We start from the raw sequence: 18,838 nt of genomic DNA on the forward strand, positions 1-18,838 counted from the left end.
CTCAGAAGTGAAACGATGCATCGCCGATGGTAGTGTGGGGTTTCCCCATGTGAGAGTAGGTCATCGTCAAGATTAAATTCCAAAACCCCTATCTGCGCATGCAGGTAGGGGTTTTGTTTTTGTCCGCAGGAAAGTCTTTCACCGGATTGCACCGGTGGAGCGTCCTGGGGCCAACATAAAGAAAATGACACGAAAGTGACCGGGCGGTTTTTGTTATGGTGCAGCTCGTTTTTTTAACGGACTGTTTCAAGCCCAGGGATCGGCGTTTTCTTTCAAAGAGTTGCTACAGAAATGCCCCAACCGATTCCGATCAAAGACCACGAAAAAGAGACACGCCTGGTCAACAAGAGACTGATGGCCTGCGCCTTGTTCGTCGTCGCCATCACCTGTGCACTGGTGGTGCGCCTGTACGTGCTGCAGGTGGTGGAATTCGACTATCACTCGACGATTTCCGAAAACAACCGTGTCCACGTGCTGCCAATCACGCCTACCCGAGGCTTGATCTATGATCGCAATGGCGTGGTCCTCGCGGACAACCGGCCCAGCTACAACCTGACCATCACTCGCGAACGCGCCTCCGACGTCAATCAGGAGCTGGACGAGGTGATCAGCCTGCTGCACCTGCCTGCCGAAGACCGCACGCAGTTCGACAAGGCGATGAAACAGGCACGGCATCCGTTCGTGCCGGTGACCTTGTTCTATGAACTGACCGAAGAGCAGATCGCGGTCCTGGCGGTCAACGAATTCCGCTTGCCGGGCCTTGAGGTCGAGCCGCAGTTCGTGCGCCACTATCCGTTGGGCGAGCATTTCGCGCATTCGGTCGGCTACGTCGGCCGGATCAATGAGAAAGAGTCCAAGGTCCTGGATACGGTCGAGTATCGAGGTACCCAATCCATTGGCAAGACCGGGGTCGAAAAATTCTACGAGTCGCAACTGCACGGCCATGTCGGTTACGAGGAAGTCGAAACCAATGCCCAGGGTCGCGTGTTGCGCGTGCTCAAGCACACCGATCCGGTGCCCGGTGAAAGCATCGTCCTGAGCCTGGACGTCAAGCTGCAGGAGGCCGCCGAGCATGCCTTGGGTGATCGTCGTGGCTCCGTGGTCGCGCTTGATCCGTCCACCGGTGAAGTGCTGGCGATGGTCAGCAACCCGAGTTTCGATCCGAACCTGTTCGTCACCGGTATCAGCTCCAAGGAATACTCGACGCTGCGCGACTCCATCGACCGGCCGCTGTTCAACCGAGTGCTGCGCGGGCTCTACGCGCCGGGCTCGACCATCAAGCCGGAAGTCGCGATTGCCGGGCTCGATGCCGGCATCGTCACGCCGCAGACCCGGGTCTTCGATCCGGGCTATTACCAACTCCCGGACTTCGACCACAAGTACCGCAACTGGAACCACAGCGGCGACGGTTGGGTGGACATGGACGCAGCGATCATGCGCTCCAACGACACCTACTTCTACGACCTCGCGCACAAGCTGGGCATCGATCGGCTGCATGACTACATGGCCATGTTCGGCCTCGGGGAAAAGGTCTCGCTGGACATGTTCGAAGAGTCTCCCGGCTTGATGCCATCCCAGGCCTGGAAGCGCGCCACGCGGCGTCAGCCATGGTTCCCCGGGGAAACCGTGATCCTCGGCATCGGCCAGGGCTACATGCAGGTCACGCCGCTGCAGCTGGCCCAGGCCACGGCGCTGATCGCCAACAAAGGCGTGTGGAACCGCCCGCACCTGGCCAAGACCGTGGACGGTGTGGCGCCGGTGGATGAGCATCCGATGCCGAACATTCTGCTCAAGGACCCGCGCGACTGGGAGCAGGTTAACCACGGCATGCAGATGGTGATGCACGATGCCCGCGGGATTGCCCGGGCGGCAGCGGCGGGAGCGCAGTACCGGATCGCCGGCAAGAGCGGCACCGCGCAAGTGGTGGCGATCAAGCAAGGCGAGCGTTACAACCGCGAGAAAACCCGCGAGCGTAACCGCGACAATGCCTTGTTCGTCGGTTTTGCCCCGGCCGAACATCCACGGATCGTGATTTCGGTGATGATCGAAAACGGCGAGGCCGGTGGTCGTGTCGCCGGTCCCGTGGTGCGGCAGATCATGGACGCCTGGCTACTCGATCAGGACGGCCATCTCAAGCCGCAATACGCCGTGCCGAGCAAGGCATCGGGCGATCCTCACGTCTGAACCACCGAAGCTTCACAGCACAGGCTCACGGATGCTGAGCATGTGCTGGAAGCTCTCCAGAAACACCGTCTCGGCCTGGCTCATCTTCTGTTCTCGATTCCACAACAGCTGGATGTCGAAATCCACCACGCCTTCTTCAGGCGGCAAACGCCACAGCAAACCCTGTTCGACATCGCGCCGCACCAGGTGCGTGGGCAGGGCGCCAATGCCATAACCTGCGCAGATCAGGCGGTGAATTTCCTCGAAACTGGTGGATGACGCGACAATTTTTCCGGTGAAGCCTTGCTGGTCGCGGAACAGCGTCAGGGGCGAAAGGTTGCCCCCCAACTGATCGCTGGTGAAGCTGACGAAGTTCTCCGCGGCGAGCTGTTCCAGGGTCAGGTTCGCTTGCCCGAACAGCCGATGGCGCTGACCGCAAAAGTAGGCGTAGGTCTCGCGAAACAGCACCCGTTGTTCCAGCCGCGGCTGCGGCAAACGGCACAGGCCGACGCCTATGGTCGCGGTCTTTTGCAGCAGCGAACTGATGATATTCGAGCTGCCCATCACCTCGACTTCCAACTCGATTTTCGGATGAATTTCATGGAAGTCGGCGAGAAACTCGTCGTAATGCCGTGCTTGCACCCCGCTGACCGTGAGGATGCGAATCTTGCCCACCACATCGTCGTGACGACTCTCCACCACCGTGCCCAGGCGTGAAATATCGCCATAGATATCCGCGGCAATGCGCAGCACTTCTTCCCCGGTTTCAGTCAGGTCAAAGCGTCGCCCGCTGCGGGCAATCAGCACACATTCGAGTTGCTCCTCCAGGCGTTTGAGCGCCTGGCTGACGGCCGACTGGGTGATGTGCAAGCGTGCTGCGGCGCGGCTCATGCTGCCTTCCTGGCCAATGACCAGGTAGGTGCGCAGCAGGTTCCAGTCCAGGCGGTCGTTGAGAAAACGCCGGCCGACCCAGGGATTGGTGGTGGAGGACATAAAACCTCATGTAGTAGCGCTGCTAATAGTAAAGATAAGAATATGAAAATTGACTAATCCTGGCACGAAAGCGATAAAGGTCACAAGCACCACAGAGTGCAACCGTCACCCGCCTTAACACCTGCCCAAAAACTATAAGTACACAGGGTCCTTGCATGCACACTACCGCGCAACCGCGCCGAGCGGCGGCCGCCGCCTTCATTGGCACGACCATCGAGTTCTACGACTTCTACATCTATGCCACCGCGGCGGCATTGGTGCTCGGGCAAGTGTTCTTCCCCAGCAGCGACCCGGTGATGAGTACCCTGGCGGCGTTCGGCAGTTTCGCGGTCGGCTTCATTGCCCGGCCGATGGCCGGCATGGTCTTCGGTCATCTGGGCGATCGTCTCGGACGCAAGAAAATGCTGCTGGTGACCATGGCCCTGATGGGCATCGCCACGGCGGGTATCGGCCTGTTGCCCAGTTATGCCAGCGTCGGCATCTGGGCGCCCATCGGCCTGATCGTGCTACGCGTGATCCAGGGCATTTCGGTGGGTGGAGAGTGGGGCGGGGCGGTGTTGATGGCCAGCGAGCACGCACCGGCCAAGCGCAAGACCTTCTACGCCTCGTTCGCCCAACTCGGCAGCCCGGCCGGTTTGTTGCTGGCGCTGATTGCCTTCCGCCTGGTGACGTCCCTTGAACCGGAGGACTTCCTCGCCTGGGGCTGGCGCCTGCCGTTCCTCGCCAGTGGCGTGTTGATGATGGTCGGGCTGTTGATCCGTTCCGGGGTCCACGAGTCGCCGGAGTTCGCCAAGGTCCAGGACAACAACGAGACCGCCAAATACCCGGTGATGGAGGTGATCCGCACCTGCTGGCGGCAGATCCTGTTCGCCGCCGCTGCCGTGACCATCGGCTCGGCCGGGTTCTTCTTCACCAACACCTTCATGATCACCTACGTCACCCAATACCAGGGCATCGCCCGCTCGACGATTCTCGACTGCCTGTTCCTGGTGACCATCATTCAGTTGCTCTCGCAGCCGCTCTCCGCACTGTTGGCCGAGCGCATTGGCGAAGGCCGCTTTCTCAAGCTGGTCGCTTTGCTGTGCATGGTCACGCCGTACCCGATGTTCATGTTGGTCGGTACGCAAAACATCGTGCTGATGACCGTCGGCATCGCCCTGGCCGTGGTGATCCTCTCGGCGCTGTACGCGGTGATCGCCGGCTACATGACCCAGGCCTTCCCGGTGCACCTACGGTATTCGGGCATTTCTATCGCATACCAGTTGGCCTGCGCCCTGGCCGGTGGCAGTACGCCGCTGATCGGCACGCTGCTGGCCAGCAAGTTTTCCGGACAATGGCTGCCGCTGGCGGTGTTTTTCACCTTGCTGTCGGCCCTGTCCCTGATCGGTGTTTGCGGCCTGGCCCGCCTGCGCGCCAACCCGGTCGTTCCCCACGTTGGCAAAGAGGTGTATCCGTGAGTAAACCTGCACACATCGACCCGGTTGAATGGCAAGCCCGCTGCGAGCTGGCGGCACTGTATCGGCTGGTCGCGCACTTTCGCATGACCGACTTGATCGATACCCACATCACCCTGAGGATTCCGGGCCCCGAGCATCACTTCCTGATCAACCGCTACGGCGTGATCTTCGACCGCATGCGCGCCTCCGACCTGGTGCGCATCGACCAGGAAGGCCGCGTGGTCGACCCGGCTTATGAAGGGCAGCGGGTCAACGCCGCAGGCTTCGTGATTCATTCGGCGATCCACATGGCGCGCCCGGACCTCAACTGTGTGATCCACACCCACACGGCGGCCGGCATGGCCGTCGCCGCCCAGAAGCAAGGCTTGCTGCCGATCAGCCAGCATGCGCTGAAGTTCTACGGCAAGCTGGCGTATCACACCTATGAAGGCATCGCGCTGTCGCTGGACGAGCGCGAACGCTTGATCGCCGACCTCGGTCCGCACCGGGCGATGATTCTGCGCAACCATGGCTTGCTGGTGGGGGGCTCGGGGGTGGCCCAGGCGTTCCAGGAGATTCATTTCCTGGAGCGTGCCTGTCAGGCGCAGGTCCAGGCACTGGCCGGGGGGGCGGCATTGCACTATCCGTCCCCCGAGGTCTGTGCGCACACCGCCGAACAGTTTGACCGTGATGAGCAGGACAACATCATCGACCTGGCCTGGGAGGCCGCCCTGACCCTGATCGAATCCCAGCGTGAGTCCTATTTGTCATGAATACCGTGGTCTTGCTGTCCCGAGATACCTTGCTGCTCAAGCAATTGCAGGTCGCGTTTGCCCGCAGCGCACCGCAACTCACGGCCGTGTTGGCCGATGACCCGCGGGCCGCCAACGCGCAGATGGCGGCATGCTGGTTTCCGTTGCCGGACAGCCTCGGCGCGTTGCCCAACCTGCAGGTGATTCACTCGGTGGCCGCCGGGATCGATCATCTCGAGCATGACCCCTCGTGCCCGGACTTGCCGGTATGCCGAGTGGTCGATCCCGGACATCGCCAAGGCATGACCGAGTATGTGCGTTGGGCAGTGATTCACTATCACCGGGGCTTCGACCGGGTGTTGGCGCAGCAGCGCGAGCAGCACTGGGAACGACCACTGCAACGGGCGGCGGGGCAGTTCAAGGTCGGGGTGATGGGGCTCGGCTCGCTGGGCAGCGCGATTGCCCTGGATCTGGTCGCCGCCGGTTACGACGTCCGTGGCTGGGCGCGGCGCAGCAAGGACCTGCCGGGCGTGCGCACGTTCGCCGGGGCGGATGCACTGGACGCGTTTCTCGACGGCGTCGAGTTGCTGATCAACCTGTTGCCGTTGACTGGAGAAACCCGCGGCATCCTCGGCCAGGCCACGTTCGACCGGCTGGCCAACGGCGCGGCACTGGTCAACTGCGGGCGAGGCGGGCATCTGAACATCGATGACCTTGAACAAGCCCTGAAGAGGGGGCAACTGCGCGGTGCCTTGCTGGATGTGTTCGAGCAGGAACCGCTGCCGATCGATCACAAGCTCTGGACCATGCCCGGTGTCACCATCACCCCGCACATGGCGTCGGCGGCTTCCCATGATTGTATTGCCGAGCAAGTAGCGGAGAACTTCCGACGATTGAATAGCGGCGAGCAATTATTGAACTGCGCCGATCGATTATTGGGATATTGAATTAACCGCTTTATAACGAATAACAAATGCCCTGCAATCTCGCCCATTTTAGTTGGGCGAGCCATAACAACAAACTTCGCCTCAACCGATTTACTGCCAGTCAAAACAATTAAATAAACGAGTTCTCGATGAATTCCTGGAGACAGTGATGAGCGATCTATCGTCCGCAGAAAAGTCCGGTGCACCACCAGAAGTTGCAATCAGCATGAAAAAAGTCGCGGTGGCCAGTGTCATCGGCACCACCGTGGAATGGTACGACCTGTTTGTGTTCGCCACGGCTTCCGCGCTGGTGTTCAACAAAGTGTTCTTTCCGGATTTCGTGCCGCTGATCGGTACGCTGCTCGCGTTCGGCACCTTCGCTTCGGCCTACCTGGCGCGGATTGTCGGCGCAGCGTTATTCGGGCATTTCGGCGATCGCCTGGGGCGCAAGTCAATGCTGTTGATTTCGCTGTTGACCATGGGCGCGGCCACCTTTGCCATCGGCCTGCTGCCGAACTACGCGAGCATCGGCATCTGGGCCCCGATCCTGTTGCTGTTGCTTCGGGTCGTGCAAGGCCTGGCGCTGGGTGGTGAGTGGGGCGGGGCGGTATTGATGGCGGTGGAACATGCGCCAGCCAACAAGCGTGGCCTGTACGGTTCCTGGGTGCAGATCGGCGTACCGGCCGGCACCATGATCGCCAACCTGGCCTTCCTGCTGATCGCCGCCTGGCTGTCCCCTGAAGACCTGTTGGCCTGGGGCTGGCGCATTCCGTTCCTGGCCAGCGTGCTACTGATCGCCGTGGGTTTGTACATCCGCCTGAACATCGCTGAAACCCCGGCCTTCAACAAGGTCAAGGAGGCCGAAGTGCAGGTGAAAATGCCGCTGGCGGAAGTGTTCCGCAAGTACTGGAAGCAAGTGCTGCTGGGCGGTATTGCCACCATGTCCACCGGGGCCTCGTTCAACATCATCGTCGCCTTCGGCCTGACCTATGGCACGCAGAACCTGGGGTTCAGCCGCAGCGTGATGCTCGGCGTGGTGTTGCTGTCCTGCGCCTGGTGCATCGTCATGTTGCCGGTGTTCGGCGCGCTCTCGGACCGGTTCGGACGCAAGCCGATCATCGTCGGCGGCATCATTGCCGAAGCGCTGGTGGCGTTCCCGATGTTCTGGTTGATGGACACCAAAGAGTTGTCGATGGTGGTCTTCGCCTACCTGTTGCTGATGACGGCGTTCGCCGCCAACTACGGGCCGATCGCGACCTTCCTCGCCGAACTGTTCGGCACCCGGGTGCGTTATTCCGGGTTGTCCATCAGCTACATGTTGTCGGGCCTGCTGGGCAGCGCGGCGACCCCCATCGTCACCACCGCCTTGCTGGCGGCGACCGGCAGGGGCTCCTCGGTGGCCTGGTACATGATCGGCGCGGCATTGATCTCCCTGGTGGCGTTGTTGCTGCTGACCGAGACCTTCAAGCAAAACATCAGCGAGGTTCCGGAGGCGGCAACGACCGACGCCCCGCCCCTCGGCAAACCCTTCAAATCGGCTGCGGCCTGACCCCAGGAGCAAAAACAGCATGCGCAGAATTCAATCGGCCCCGGGCTACATCGGCCCGGTCGGCCCTTACTCCCAGGCGGTGGTCAGCGGCCACCTGGTGTTCACCGCCGGACAGATTCCGGCCCAGAGCGGTCTCGACGACCAGCCGGCGGACTTTGCCGATCAGGTGCGGCAAACCTTGCGCAACCTCGAAGCGATCCTGCTGGAGGCCGGCTCCGACTTCAGTCACGTGATCAAGGTCAACGCCTACCTGACCGATCCCGCGCAACTGGAGCCGTTCAATGCGGTATACCGCGAGTTTCTCGGCCATGCGCCACCGGCCCGCACCACGGTGTGCGTGGCGCTGTGGGGTGTGTCGCTGGAGATCGACTGTGTCGCCGAACTGATCGGCAAGGAGGCGCACCATGGATGAATCGAAACTGATCGAGCAGCTCAATGCGGTGAGTTTTCCGACCCTCGGGCACTTTCTTGAAGAAGGTTTTGCCGACATGCAACTAAGGGCCATGGTGCCCAACGTGAAAGTGGTGGGACGTGCACTGACCCTGAAACTGGTGGGGGCCGATGCGATTGCGGTCAACCAGGCGTTGGCGCTCATAAAACCCGGCGATGTACTGGTGATCGACACCGCAGGCGATCATCGGCATGCGCCGGTTGGCGCGGTCACCAGTTGCGCGGCACGCTGCGCCGGAGCGGTGGGCATTGTCGTGGACGGTGCGGTAACCGACCTGCTGGAGTTGCGTGAGGCCGGGCTGCCGGTGTTCGCCCGTGGCACGAGCCTGCTGACCACCAAGCTGCATGGCCGGGGCGACAGCCAGATCAACCAGCCCATCCAGTGCGCGGGCGTGACGGTGCGGCCGGGGGATCTGGTGCTGGCGGACGACAATGGCGTGCTGTTTCTCGACCAAGCCAGCGCCCAGGAGGTCATCGAGCGCGCCCTGGCGTCCGACCGAGCGGAACCGCAGCTGCTGGCACGCTTGCTGGCGGGTGAACCGGTGTCCAGCGTCTTGCGTACCCAACTCTCTTAATCGTCGGCAGCCCGTTTATCAACGGGCTGCCCGGGAACTTCCAATCCATGAATAAACAACCGTTGGCGCTGATTGCGCTCGGCAGTGCGCTGGTCAGTCCGTTGAGCATGGCGGACTTTATCCAGGACAGTAAAGCCACCCTCGGCATGCGCAACTTCTACTTCAACAACGATAATCGCGACGGCACCGCGGCCCCCTCCAAAACCGAAGAGTGGGCCCAGGGCTTCATGCTCAATTACCAGTCCGGATTCACCGACGGCCGCCTCGGTTTTGGTGTCGATGCGCTGGGGTTGCAGGGCATTCGCCTGGACAGTGGCGACGGTCGTCATGTCGGCAGTTCGATGATCCCCGACCATGGCGACGGTGCCGCCGGGCAATGGTCGCGTTTCGCTGCGACGGCGAAGATGCGCTTTGCCGGGACGCAGGTGCAATACGGCACCCTGATGCCCAAGCTGCCGATCCTGCAGGCCAACGACGGCCGATTGCTGCCGCAGACGTTCGAAGGCGGGCAGGTCGTCTCCAACGACATCAAGGACCTGACCCTGACCGCTGGCCATCTCGAACAGGCCACCGGCCGTGGTTCCAGCGACAGCACCGGCCTGGCCGTGGCGGGCGGCACCCGGGAAAGCAACGATTTCAATTTCGCCGGGGGCGACTACAAGGTCAGCGACGCGCTGCTGGCGCAGTATTACTATGCCAGTCTCGAAGACTATTACCGGCAGCACTTTGTCGGCCTGGTGCATAACCTGAAACTGGGTGGTTTCGGCGCATTGAAGACCGATCTGCGTTACTTCGATACCTCGGCCGACGGTGCCAACGACTCGGCCAGCGGTCGCGCCGACGGCTACCGCACCAGCGGCTATACCCACAACGGCAGCGGCAAGATCGACAACAACACCTGGAGCCTGGCCTTCACCTGGAGCATCGGCGCTCACGCACTGATGGCCGGTTATCAGCAAGTGTCCAGTGACAGTGGATTCGTGCAGCTCAACCAGGGCGGCCTGCCGGACAAAGGCGCGGGCGGCGCCAGCGTTTACCTGCTGACCGACCGCTACATCCAGAACTTCACCCGCGCCGGTGAACGGACCGGTTTCGCCCAGTACAGCTACGATTTCGTCGCCCTTGGTGTGCCGGGGCTCAAGGCTTCGGCGATGTACCTCTCGGGCAGCGGGATTAAAACGGTGGCCGGACCTGAGCAAGAGGAATGGGAGCGTGACCTGAGCATCGACTACGTGATCCAGAGCGGGCCGTTGAAAAACGTCGCACTGGGTTGGCGCAACGGCATGTCACGCAGCGAAGCGTCGCGCGATGCGGACCAGAACCGCCTGGTGGTCAGCTACAGCCTGCCGTTGTTCTGATCGGGCCTGGCGGTTCAGTCGGTCAAGCGTTGCTGCAGGCATTCAAGAAAGATCGCCTCGGCACGGCTCATGCGCTGTTCGCGGTTCCACAGCAAATGAATGTCCACATCGGCAATCCCTTCGTGGGGCGGCAGGCGCCAGAGCAATCCGGCGTCGACGTCGGCCGCCACCACGTGCTCGGGCAGGCAACCGATACCGAAGCCGGCGATCACCAGGCGCCGCACTTCCTCCAGGCTCGGCGACGAGGCGACGATGCGTCCGCTGAAGCCCTGCTGGTCGCGAAAGATCGTGAGCGGCGAGAGCATGCCGCCGATCTGGTCGCTGGTGAAACTGACGAAATTCTCCCGTTGCAAATCCCCTTCGGCGACGTCCTGTCGACCGAACAGCCCATGGTGCTTACCGCAAAAAAACGCATAGCGCTGACGTAAAAATAATCGCTGTTCCAGGCGCGGTTGCGGGCGTCGATTGAGGCTCAGCCCGAGGGTGGCGGTTTTTTCCTGGAGGGCGCTGACGATGTCGGAACTGCGCATCACCTCGACCTCCAGATCCACCCGCGGGTGCTGGCGATGAAAGTCGGCGAGGAAGTCATCGAAGCGCTCGGAGAAGATCCGGCTGATGATCAGCAGGCGCACCTTGCCGATGACTTCGTCGGCCGGTTGTTCCAGCACGCTGCTGACCTGGGACATCTGCCCGTAGATTTCCCCGGCCAGCTCGAAGATCTGCTCGCCGACTTCGGTCAGGGCAAACCGTGGCCCGCGCCGGGCGATCAGTTGCCGCCCCAGTTGTTCTTCCAGGCGCTTGAGCGCCTGGCTCACCGCCGGTTGCGTCAGGTGCAGGCGGGCGGCCGCGCGGCTGATGCTCAGCTCCTGGCCGATCACCCGAAAGGTGCGCAGCAGGTTCCAGTCCAGGCGGTCATTGAGCAGGCGGTCCATAGGTGTTCACGGCAAGTGGAAACATGAAAGGGCAGGTCGGCCCGCAATGGTCCAGATCCTAACATCGTTCGCCTGGCCGCGCAGGAATGCTCCCGCACAGATGACCCCACGTCATCCATCCGTTGAAAAACCATCCTTTGTCAGGCCCCTGTGTCGCGCTCTCTAATGCCGGAAAGCTGAGTGATCCCGATCACTGATTTCAACAATAAAAGCGCTTTTCCGGAGAGTGTATGCACAGTGGTCCCACCCTATTGCTGGTGCTGTTTTGCGCCATCATTCTGATTGTTTTCCTGATCGTCAAAGTTCGTGTCCACGCGTTCCTGGCCTTGACCGCCGCCAGCTTCGTGGTGGGCATCGGTTCCGGCATGCCCCTGGCCCAGATGGCCGCCTCCTATGAAAAAGGGGTCGGTGGAACGCTCGGGTTCCTGGCCACCATCATTGGCCTGGGCGGCATACTCGGCAAGATGCTGGAAGAGTCTGGCGGCGCCGAGCGCATCGCCCAGACGCTATTGCGCGCCCTGGGTAAAGAGCGCGCCTCCTGGGCGATGATGCTCGTAGGGTTCATCGCGGGCATACCGGTGTTTTTCGAGGTGGGCTTCGTCCTGCTGATTCCGCTGATCTATGTGGTCGCCAAGGAGACCCGGATCAATCTCCTGTACCTGGGCGTGCCCCTGGCCGTGTCGCTGATGGCCGTGCATTGCATGCTGCCACCGCACCCTGCCGCCATGGCAATCACCGGGATGCTCGGCGCCGATGTTGGCAAGGTCATCCTCTATGGCCTGATGGTCGCGCTGCCGACCGCCATCATTGCCGGTCCGCTGTGGATCAAGCTGGTGTGCAAGAGTGAAGCGCCCGACACCCAGGAAGCGTTCCTCGACGAACACTGCGTCGACAGCACGACCCGCGACTTGCCGGGCCTTGGCGTGACGCTGCTGACCATTCTTTTGCCACTGGTGCTGATGGTCGGGAAAAGTCTTGCCGCCGGACTGCCCCATGACTCCGGGCTGTCGAGCATCGTGTCGTTCCTCGGCACGCCGCTGATCGCACTGTCGATTGCCGTGCTGTTCGCCTACTGGGCACTGGGTTTGCGCCGCGGCTTGAGCATGCCTGACTTGCTCGCGCACACGCAGAAAAGCTTCCCGCCGCTGGCCAGCATTTTGCTGATCATCGGTGCCGGCGGTGCCTTCAACGGCATCCTGGTCGACAGCGGCGTGGGTGACGCGCTGTCCGCATCCTTGACCCAATTGAACATGAATCCCATCGTCCTTGCGTGGCTGGTCGCAGGCTTGATGCACTTCGCCGTCGGTTCGGCGACGGTGGCCATGATCAGCGCCGCGGGCATGGTGCTGCCGATGCTCGGCGCCCATCCCACCGTGAGCAAGGAAATCATCTGCATTGCCATCGGTGCAGGCGCCATTGGCTGGACCCACGTCACGGACTCGGCCTTCTGGGTGGTCAAGGAGTACCTGGGAGTTTCGCTCGCCGATGCGCTGAAGAAGTTCACCTCGGCCACCGTACTGGCTTCATTGATCGCGCTGGGACTGACCCTGTTGCTGGCGCAGTTTGTTTGATATTTCAGCGATATTGTAAAAAGGACCCCGCCATGATTTTGGGCAAGACACTTGAAAACTGGTACGCCAGTCATCCTTTGATTCGCGACCTGGTCGCGCTGCAGGAAACCACCTGGTTCAACCCTGGCGTGGCGCCGGTCGCGCAAGCGCTGGGCGATGTGGGGCTGACGGCCGCAGACGTGGCCGATGCCAGCGCGCGACTGACGCGTTTTGCTGCTTACCTGCAGCGCGCCTTTCCTGAAACCCAAGGCAGCGGCGGCATTATCGAATCGGACATCGTGCCCCTGGCGCACCTGCAGCCACTGCTCGGCGAGCGCTACGCCCAGGTTTTGCCTGGGGCACTGTGGCTCAAGCGCGACAGCCATCTGCCGATTTCCGGCTCGATCAAGGCGCGCGGCGGCATCTATGAAGTGCTCAAGCATGCCGAAGACCTGGCGTTGGCCGCGAACCTGCTGACCCTCGACGACGACTACGCGGTGCTGGACAGCGACAAGGCGAGGGCCTTTTTTGGCCAGTACAAGATCGCCGTGGGCTCGACCGGCAACCTCGGCATGTCCATCGGCATCATGGGCGCGGCGCTGGGTTTCCAGGTGACCGTGCACATGTCCGCGGATGCGCGGCAATGGAAGAAAGACAAGTTGCGCGCCCACGGCGTGACCGTAGTCGAGTACGCCTCGGACTACAGCGTGGCGGTTGCTCAAGGTCGCCAGCAAGCGGAGTCCGATCCCGCCTGCCATTTCGTCGACGATGAAAACTCGGTCAACCTGTTCCTCGGCTACTCGGTGGCGGCCGAGCGCCTGAAGCAACAACTGGCGACAGCCGGCATCAGCGTCGATGCGCAACACCCGTTGTTCGTCTATCTGCCCTGCGGCGTGGGTGGTGCGCCTGGTGGCGTCGCGTTCGGCCTGAAGCTGGCGTTCGGTGATGACGTGCACTGTATCTTCGCCGAGCCCACTCACTCGCCTTGCATGATGCTGGGGGTCTATACCGGGCTGCACGACGAAGTCAGCGTGCAGGACTTCGGCATCGATAACGTGACAGCTGCCGACGGCCTGGCGGTTGGTCGCGCTTCGGGTTTTGTCGGCAAGGCCATGCAGCGCCTGCTCGATGGTTTCTACACCGTCAGCGACGAGGAAATGTACAGCCTGCTGGCACTGATGGAGCGCAGCGAAGGGGTGCGCCTCGAGCCCTCCGCGCTTGCCGGTGTGCCCGGAATTGCCCGGGTCCTCGCCGATCAACAAGGCTATCTGGCGCGTGTGGGCCTGGATACCCGGGCCATGGCGCAAGCGACCCATCTGGTCTGGGCTACCGGCGGCAACATGGTGCCTGGCGAGGAGATGGATGCTTACCTGGCCAAGGGGCGTCAATTGCTGGCCAAGGGTTGATGTCGACCTGAGCGGCTTGGGCGAGATTCAAGCGCAATACCGGATGTGGCAAGATGACCGTCCTGCTGCATCCCGGATGTCCGAGGGAAACCTGCCGTGCTCAACCTGCCTCCCCGTATCAGCTCCAGGCTCAACAGCAGCCAGTTCGCCAACCTTCACACCTTCCTGGTTGCCGCTCGCCACCTGAGCTTCGCCCGTGCGGCGCAGGAACTGTGCCTGACCGCCAGCGCCGTGAGCCACCGGATAAGTCGGCTGGAATCGGCGCTGGACATGAAGCTGTTCCAGCGCCTGACCCGCCAGGTCAGCCTGACCGATGAAGGCGAGCGGATCTTTGAAATCCTGCAGCATGCGATGGGTGAATTGTCCGAAGCCCTCGAGCAATCGTCGCAAGCTGAAGTCGCGGGCTCCCTCGCGATCTATGTCAGGCCCTCCATTGCCCAATGCTGGCTGGTTCCGAGGCTGGCGGACTTTGTCGAACGTTACCCCCTGGTGGCACTGGATCTGCGGGTCGGCAACGACAATGTCGACTTTCGCACGCGCAAGATCGACTTGGCCCTGTACTACGCCAATGGCGAGTTTCCCGGGCTGGTGAGCCACCGATTGATGCGCGAACGGATGGCCCCGGTGTGCAGTCCTGACTATGCGCGCCGCCATCGTCTGGCAGAGAACCCGCAGAACTTGCGGCACTGCACGACACTGCATGACTCCCTGGCCTGGGACCACGCGGCCTACGATGCCGAGTGGACGCTCTGGGCCGAGCAACACGACATGCTCGCGGCACTTCCCGAACGCAGCCTGACCTTCGATCGCTCTGATTTGAGCGTGACGGCCGCCATGAACCACGTCGGCATCGCGATCGGCCGGCAGCAGCTGGTGCAGAAGCGAGTGGACAGCGGCGAGCTGGTGCTGCCCCTCGCCGGCTTCAGCCGTTCGGGTCATTACGACTATTATCTGGTTCACCCGCCGCTGGGTACGGTGCCCAAGCGACTGCTGGTGTTCATGAACTGGCTACGGGAATGTGCGCTGCAATCAGCCCCTCTGGATGAGAACGAGGAAGTACTCTGAGGGAGGTCTGTGTACCTGTTAAGGATTAACTTGAATTGGCCAAAGAAAGGAGTCGAAAACCATGAACCTTGCGCAAAGATCTGGCAAGACCAGCGTAGGCCTGTGTGTCTTCATGCTGGCAACAGCAGCACAGGCTGCCGTCCCGGGACAGAAAATCTACACCCAGGGCGGTGAGTCACCCGCCGCCCTGGCCTGCGCCACCTGCCATGGGCCTGACGGGATGGGCGTCGGTAGCGCCGGCTTTCCCCGGCTGGCGGGTTTGTCCCAGGGGTACGTGGTCAAGCAGCTCGAGGATTTCCGCTCTGGCAAACGCAGCAACGCCGTGATGCAACCGATCGCAGCGGCGCTGACCGTTTCCGAAGGCCAGGCGGTGGCGAGCTATCTCGGTGCCCTGGCTATCACCGCTTCAAGCGCTGATCTGGCCCCCACGGGAAGTGTGGACAGCGCCGCGCAAAAGCTGGTGAAACAAGGCGACTGGAGTCGCAATATCCCGGCTTGTGTCGCCTGCCACGGGGTGGGCAACACAGGCGTGGGAGAAAATTTTCCGCCTCTGTTAGACCAGTCGGGCGTGTACATCGCCGCACAGCTCAATGCCTGGCGCAGTGGTACGCGCAAGAATGATCCCAATGACTTGATGGGGCATATCGCGCGCTCCCTCAGCGACACTGAAATCAAGGATCTGTCAGCCTATTTCGCCGGCCTGGGCGGGGAGGGCAAGCCATGAACGCTGCAGTGAAGGTCTGCCTTGGCATCGTGATTGCGGTACCGCTCCTGGCCGCAAAAACGTATTACGAAGAGCGCGGCGGGATGCCAGTTGCGCAGGTTCCCGTGGTGGCGGTCGGGCCTGTAAGCCCTGGGGTTTTTACGCCGCCCCAGGAATCACAACTGCCCGACAATGCCTTTGGCGAGCTGGTGCGCGAAGGTCGGGATATCTTCATCAACACCCAGAAAAATGCCGCCGAGTTCGTGGGCAACGGACTCAACTGCAGCAACTGCCACCTCGATCAAGGTCGCAAGGCGGATTCAGCACCGCTGTGGGGAGCCTATGGCATGTACCCCGCCTATCGAAAGAAGAACAACAAGGTCAACACGTTCACCGAGCGCATGCAGGGCTGCTTCGAATTCAGCATGAACGGCAAGGCCCCCGCCAGTGACAGTCATGTGATGAAGGCACTCGGCACCTATGCCTATTGGCTCGCGACCAAGGCGCCTGTGGGTGAGGAACTTCCTGGGCGCCTCTATCCGGTCATCCCGGCCCCTGAAAAAGGCTTCGATCTGGTTAAAGGGAAACAAATCTATGCCGAGCAATGCGCCATTTGCCATGGCGCAGAAGGGCAGGGCCAGCGGTCCGCGGGGACATTCGTATTTCCACCGCTTTGGGGCAAGGACTCCTACAACTGGGGGGCAGGCATGCACCGTATCAATACGGCGGCGGGCTTCATCAAGCAGAACATGCCGCTGGGCAAGGGCGGCTCACTGACGGATGACGAAGCCTGGCATGTGGCGGCCTGGATCAACAGTCACGAGCGCCCCCAGGACCCGCGCCTGGTCGAGGGCTCCGTGGAAAAGACCCGCGAGAAATACCACAAGGGCGATGGGGTCAACCTGTATGGCGAAGTCGTCAACGGCGTGACGCTGGGGCAGGGCATCAACTGAGCGCAGGCAGGGCCAGGTCGACTTGGCCCTGCCTGTTCAAGCGCGGGTTTACTGCTGCAGGATGAACGTCGCCAGGCTGTTCAGATCGTCGTTGCTCAACTGCGCGAAAGGCGGCATCGGGACATCGCCCCATTTGCCGCTACCGCCGTGCTGGATGCTCGACGTCAGCTTGGCCAGTGCCTGCGGATCATTGGCGTACCTGGCCGCCACATCGTGATAGGCCGGGCCGACGACCTTGTGATCGATGGCGTGGCAGGACAGGCACGCGTTGTTCTGCAGCAAGGTCGTGGCGTCGACTTTTGCCACCGGGGTTGGCGTGGCTTGGCCCGCCGTCGGGTTCGAGGCAGCCAGCACCTCGGCATCACTCGCCTTGGCACTGCCGTAGGTCGCCGCCAGATAGGCGCCGATCACGGTCACGTCCTGATCGCTGATCGGAGCACCGTACACGTGCTGCATCTTGCCCGCTTCCGCCGTCCACTGCGCCAGGCTCATGCCCGGGGGCTGGAAGTTGATGTAGTCGGCGGAATGGCAGGTGGAACACTTCTGCTGGGCCAGCGGGTAGCCAGGCAGCGTACTGGGCTTCAACGCTGCCGTTTCCGGCGGCAAGGTGATCGTCAGTGGTGCTGCGCAGGCTATGCCAGCCAGGCAGATTTGCGCCGCGCACAGCCAGCGGGTCATGCGTTTAATGGATTTCATCCGGCTCTCCTCAGGCGACGGTCACGTGGCTGGTTTCGACGACGTGGCGGCGGTAGCCGGCAGGGTTCCAGTCGGCTTGCAGCGGTTGGGTCTCGCCCGCGCGGTTGCTGGCGCGCACCATCAGCTGTGTGGCGCCCTTACTGGTAAAGGTGATCGCCAGCGTCCACTCGCGGAACGAGAAACGACCAAGGTCCTGGCCAAGCGTGGCTTCACGCCAGAGCTTGCCCCCGTCGATGGACAGTTCCACCTTGTTGATCCCGGCACCGCCGTCGAACGCGATGCCCTTGAGCACCACGCTTCTTTTTAGCGGCAACACATCGCCCTGTTTGACGCTGGTGATGAAGCTGCGTACCGGCAGTTTGGAAATCGGCTTGGTTTGCGCTGGCGTGGTGCCGGGGGCGACGCAGAAACAGTCGTTGTCCGGAACCCGATAACCTTTGGCCATGAAGAAACCGTCGTAGGTATGGTCGACGACTTCGATCTCGCTCAGGTGCTTGACCCAGTAGGTGCCGAAATAACCGGGCACTACCAGGCGTATCGGATAACCGTTGAGGAAGGGCAGGTCGGTGCCGTTCATTGACCAGGCGATCATCGGCTCACCGTCCATGGCATGGCTGATGTCCAGGGCCTTGATGAACTCCGGGGTGCTTGGCAGCACGGGCTTGTCGAGGCCGCGGAAGGTCACTTGTCTGGCGTCGGCTTTCACCCCCGCCTTTTCCAGTATCGCCTTGAGCGGTACCCCCACCCAGCGCGCATTGCCCATCGAGCCATTGCCCAGCTGCGCGCCGAATACCCGTGGCATCGAGAAGCCGCGGCTGTTGCCCGAGCATTGATTGACAGCCACCACTTCTACCGGCTCCGCCAGTGCCTTGAGCTCGGCAAGGGACAGTGACAACGCGGTGTCGACCGCGCCCTTGACCGTCAGCCGGTAGGTGTCCGGATCGATGCTGGTGGGGAAATTGGCCAGGTGGTAACGCACGAAGAAGGCGTCATTGGGCGTGATCGGCCCCTCGTTGAACACCGCGAAGGGCGTCTCCAGGTGCGGTGGGCGAGTGGTCACCAGGGTCAAGGGGCGTTTTTGCGGGTACTGCACCAGCGGCCGTGGGCCCGCCGCGAATGTCACTTCCTCGGCGCTTTCCTCGGCTGCCCGGGCGAGGCTGGCCAAGGGGGAGGCGGCCACGGCCAAAGCCAAGGCATCGCGCAAAACGCGCCGTCGGGTGGGCTTGCCGGTATCGATAAAACTGAACTTCATTCTGCGCTCTCTTTGATTGTTTTTCTGAGATGCATCCGATAGCCCCATCAGGGCACAAGACATCGGTCCAGACGTGTCG

17 protein-coding genes are annotated in these 18,838 nt (G+C 61.9%); 13 read left to right on the forward strand and 4 right to left on the reverse strand.

Annotated features, from left to right (window positions below; genetic code table 11):
* Positions 1–291: 291 nt before the first annotated feature.
* Positions 292–2,184: a penicillin-binding protein 2 gene (mrdA, locus tag ACYP2Q_RS29550; RefSeq protein ID WP_459733704.1), complete on the forward strand. Its 1,893-nt coding sequence runs from the start codon at positions 292–294 to the stop codon at positions 2,182–2,184.
* 12 nt (positions 2,185–2,196) lie between these two features.
* Here the strand turns inward: mrdA and ACYP2Q_RS29555 are convergent, their stop codons facing one another.
* Positions 2,197–3,156: a LysR family transcriptional regulator gene (locus tag ACYP2Q_RS29555; protein WP_459733706.1), complete on the reverse strand. Its 960-nt coding sequence runs from the start codon at positions 3,154–3,156 to the stop codon at positions 2,197–2,199.
* 155 nt (positions 3,157–3,311) lie between these two features.
* Between ACYP2Q_RS29555 and ACYP2Q_RS29560 the strand changes: the two genes are divergently transcribed.
* The 7 genes from ACYP2Q_RS29560 to ACYP2Q_RS29590 all read left to right on the forward strand — a co-directional run bounded on the left by ACYP2Q_RS29560 (position 3,312) and on the right by ACYP2Q_RS29590 (position 10,202).
* Entirely contained in the window at positions 3,312–4,613 is a 1,302-nt protein-coding gene (locus ACYP2Q_RS29560; protein ID WP_459733707.1) for an MFS transporter, read from the forward strand.
* Positions 4,610–5,365, forward strand: coding sequence for a class II aldolase/adducin family protein (locus tag ACYP2Q_RS29565; RefSeq protein ID WP_459733708.1), 756 nt, complete (start codon positions 4,610–4,612; stop codon positions 5,363–5,365). The genes ACYP2Q_RS29560 and ACYP2Q_RS29565 overlap by 4 nt, the downstream gene beginning before the upstream one ends.
* Positions 5,362–6,291, forward strand: coding sequence for a 2-hydroxyacid dehydrogenase (locus ACYP2Q_RS29570; protein ID WP_459733709.1), 930 nt, complete (start codon positions 5,362–5,364; stop codon positions 6,289–6,291). The genes ACYP2Q_RS29565 and ACYP2Q_RS29570 overlap by 4 nt, the downstream gene beginning before the upstream one ends.
* Before the next feature lie 148 nt (positions 6,292–6,439).
* Complete coding sequence (locus ACYP2Q_RS29575; protein ID WP_459733710.1) at positions 6,440–7,819, forward strand: MFS transporter; 1,380 nt, start codon at positions 6,440–6,442, stop codon at positions 7,817–7,819.
* A 19-nt stretch (positions 7,820–7,838) separates the two neighbouring features.
* The gene (locus tag ACYP2Q_RS29580; protein ID WP_459733712.1) at positions 7,839–8,231 is read left to right on the forward strand and encodes a RidA family protein; all 393 of its coding nucleotides are present in this window, start codon (positions 7,839–7,841) and stop codon (positions 8,229–8,231) included.
* On the forward strand, positions 8,224–8,844 hold the full coding sequence (locus ACYP2Q_RS29585; protein ID WP_459733713.1) for an RraA family protein: 621 nt from the start codon (positions 8,224–8,226) through the stop codon (positions 8,842–8,844). Before ACYP2Q_RS29580 ends, ACYP2Q_RS29585 begins: the two co-directional genes overlap by 8 nt.
* A gap of 47 nt (positions 8,845–8,891) precedes the next feature.
* Positions 8,892–10,202, forward strand: a complete 1,311-nt coding sequence (locus tag ACYP2Q_RS29590) for an OprD family porin (RefSeq protein WP_459733714.1) — start codon at positions 8,892–8,894, stop codon at positions 10,200–10,202.
* A gap of 14 nt (positions 10,203–10,216) precedes the next feature.
* Here the strand turns inward: ACYP2Q_RS29590 and ACYP2Q_RS29595 are convergent, their stop codons facing one another.
* On the reverse strand, positions 10,217–11,134 hold the full coding sequence (locus ACYP2Q_RS29595) for a LysR family transcriptional regulator (protein ID WP_459733715.1): 918 nt from the start codon (positions 11,132–11,134) through the stop codon (positions 10,217–10,219).
* A gap of 230 nt (positions 11,135–11,364) precedes the next feature.
* On the opposite strand from ACYP2Q_RS29595, the gene ACYP2Q_RS29600 reads away from it, so the two are divergent.
* From ACYP2Q_RS29600 to ACYP2Q_RS29620, 5 genes are all read left to right on the forward strand, one after another.
* Entirely contained in the window at positions 11,365–12,705 is a 1,341-nt protein-coding gene (locus ACYP2Q_RS29600) for a GntT/GntP/DsdX family permease (protein ID WP_459733716.1), read from the forward strand.
* A gap of 32 nt (positions 12,706–12,737) precedes the next feature.
* Positions 12,738–14,090 (forward strand): D-serine ammonia-lyase, encoded by a 1,353-nt coding sequence (gene dsdA / locus ACYP2Q_RS29605; RefSeq protein WP_459733717.1) that lies wholly within the window; start codon positions 12,738–12,740, stop codon positions 14,088–14,090.
* Positions 14,091–14,186: 96 nt separating this feature from the next.
* Entirely contained in the window at positions 14,187–15,155 is a 969-nt protein-coding gene (gene dsdC, locus ACYP2Q_RS29610) for a DNA-binding transcriptional regulator DsdC (RefSeq protein ID WP_459733718.1), read from the forward strand.
* A 61-nt stretch (positions 15,156–15,216) separates the two neighbouring features.
* Positions 15,217–15,879, forward strand: a complete 663-nt coding sequence (locus tag ACYP2Q_RS29615) for a c-type cytochrome (protein WP_459733719.1) — start codon at positions 15,217–15,219, stop codon at positions 15,877–15,879.
* Between the two features lie 83 nt (positions 15,880–15,962).
* Positions 15,963–16,811: a c-type cytochrome gene (locus tag ACYP2Q_RS29620; RefSeq protein ID WP_459733747.1), complete on the forward strand. Its 849-nt coding sequence runs from the start codon at positions 15,963–15,965 to the stop codon at positions 16,809–16,811.
* Positions 16,812–16,859: 48 nt separating this feature from the next.
* On the opposite strand, the gene sorB is transcribed toward ACYP2Q_RS29620, so the two are convergent.
* Both sorB and sorA read right to left on the reverse strand, forming a co-directional pair.
* Positions 16,860–17,507, reverse strand: coding sequence for a SorB family sulfite dehydrogenase c-type cytochrome subunit (gene sorB / locus ACYP2Q_RS29625; protein WP_459733720.1), 648 nt, complete (start codon positions 17,505–17,507; stop codon positions 16,860–16,862).
* Positions 17,508–17,517: 10 nt separating this feature from the next.
* Positions 17,518–18,759, reverse strand: coding sequence for a SorA family sulfite dehydrogenase catalytic subunit (gene sorA, locus ACYP2Q_RS29630; protein WP_459733721.1), 1,242 nt, complete (start codon positions 18,757–18,759; stop codon positions 17,518–17,520).
* Between the last annotated feature and the right edge of the window lie 79 nt (positions 18,760–18,838).

The organism is Pseudomonas sp. MHK4 (genome assembly GCF_054600775.1).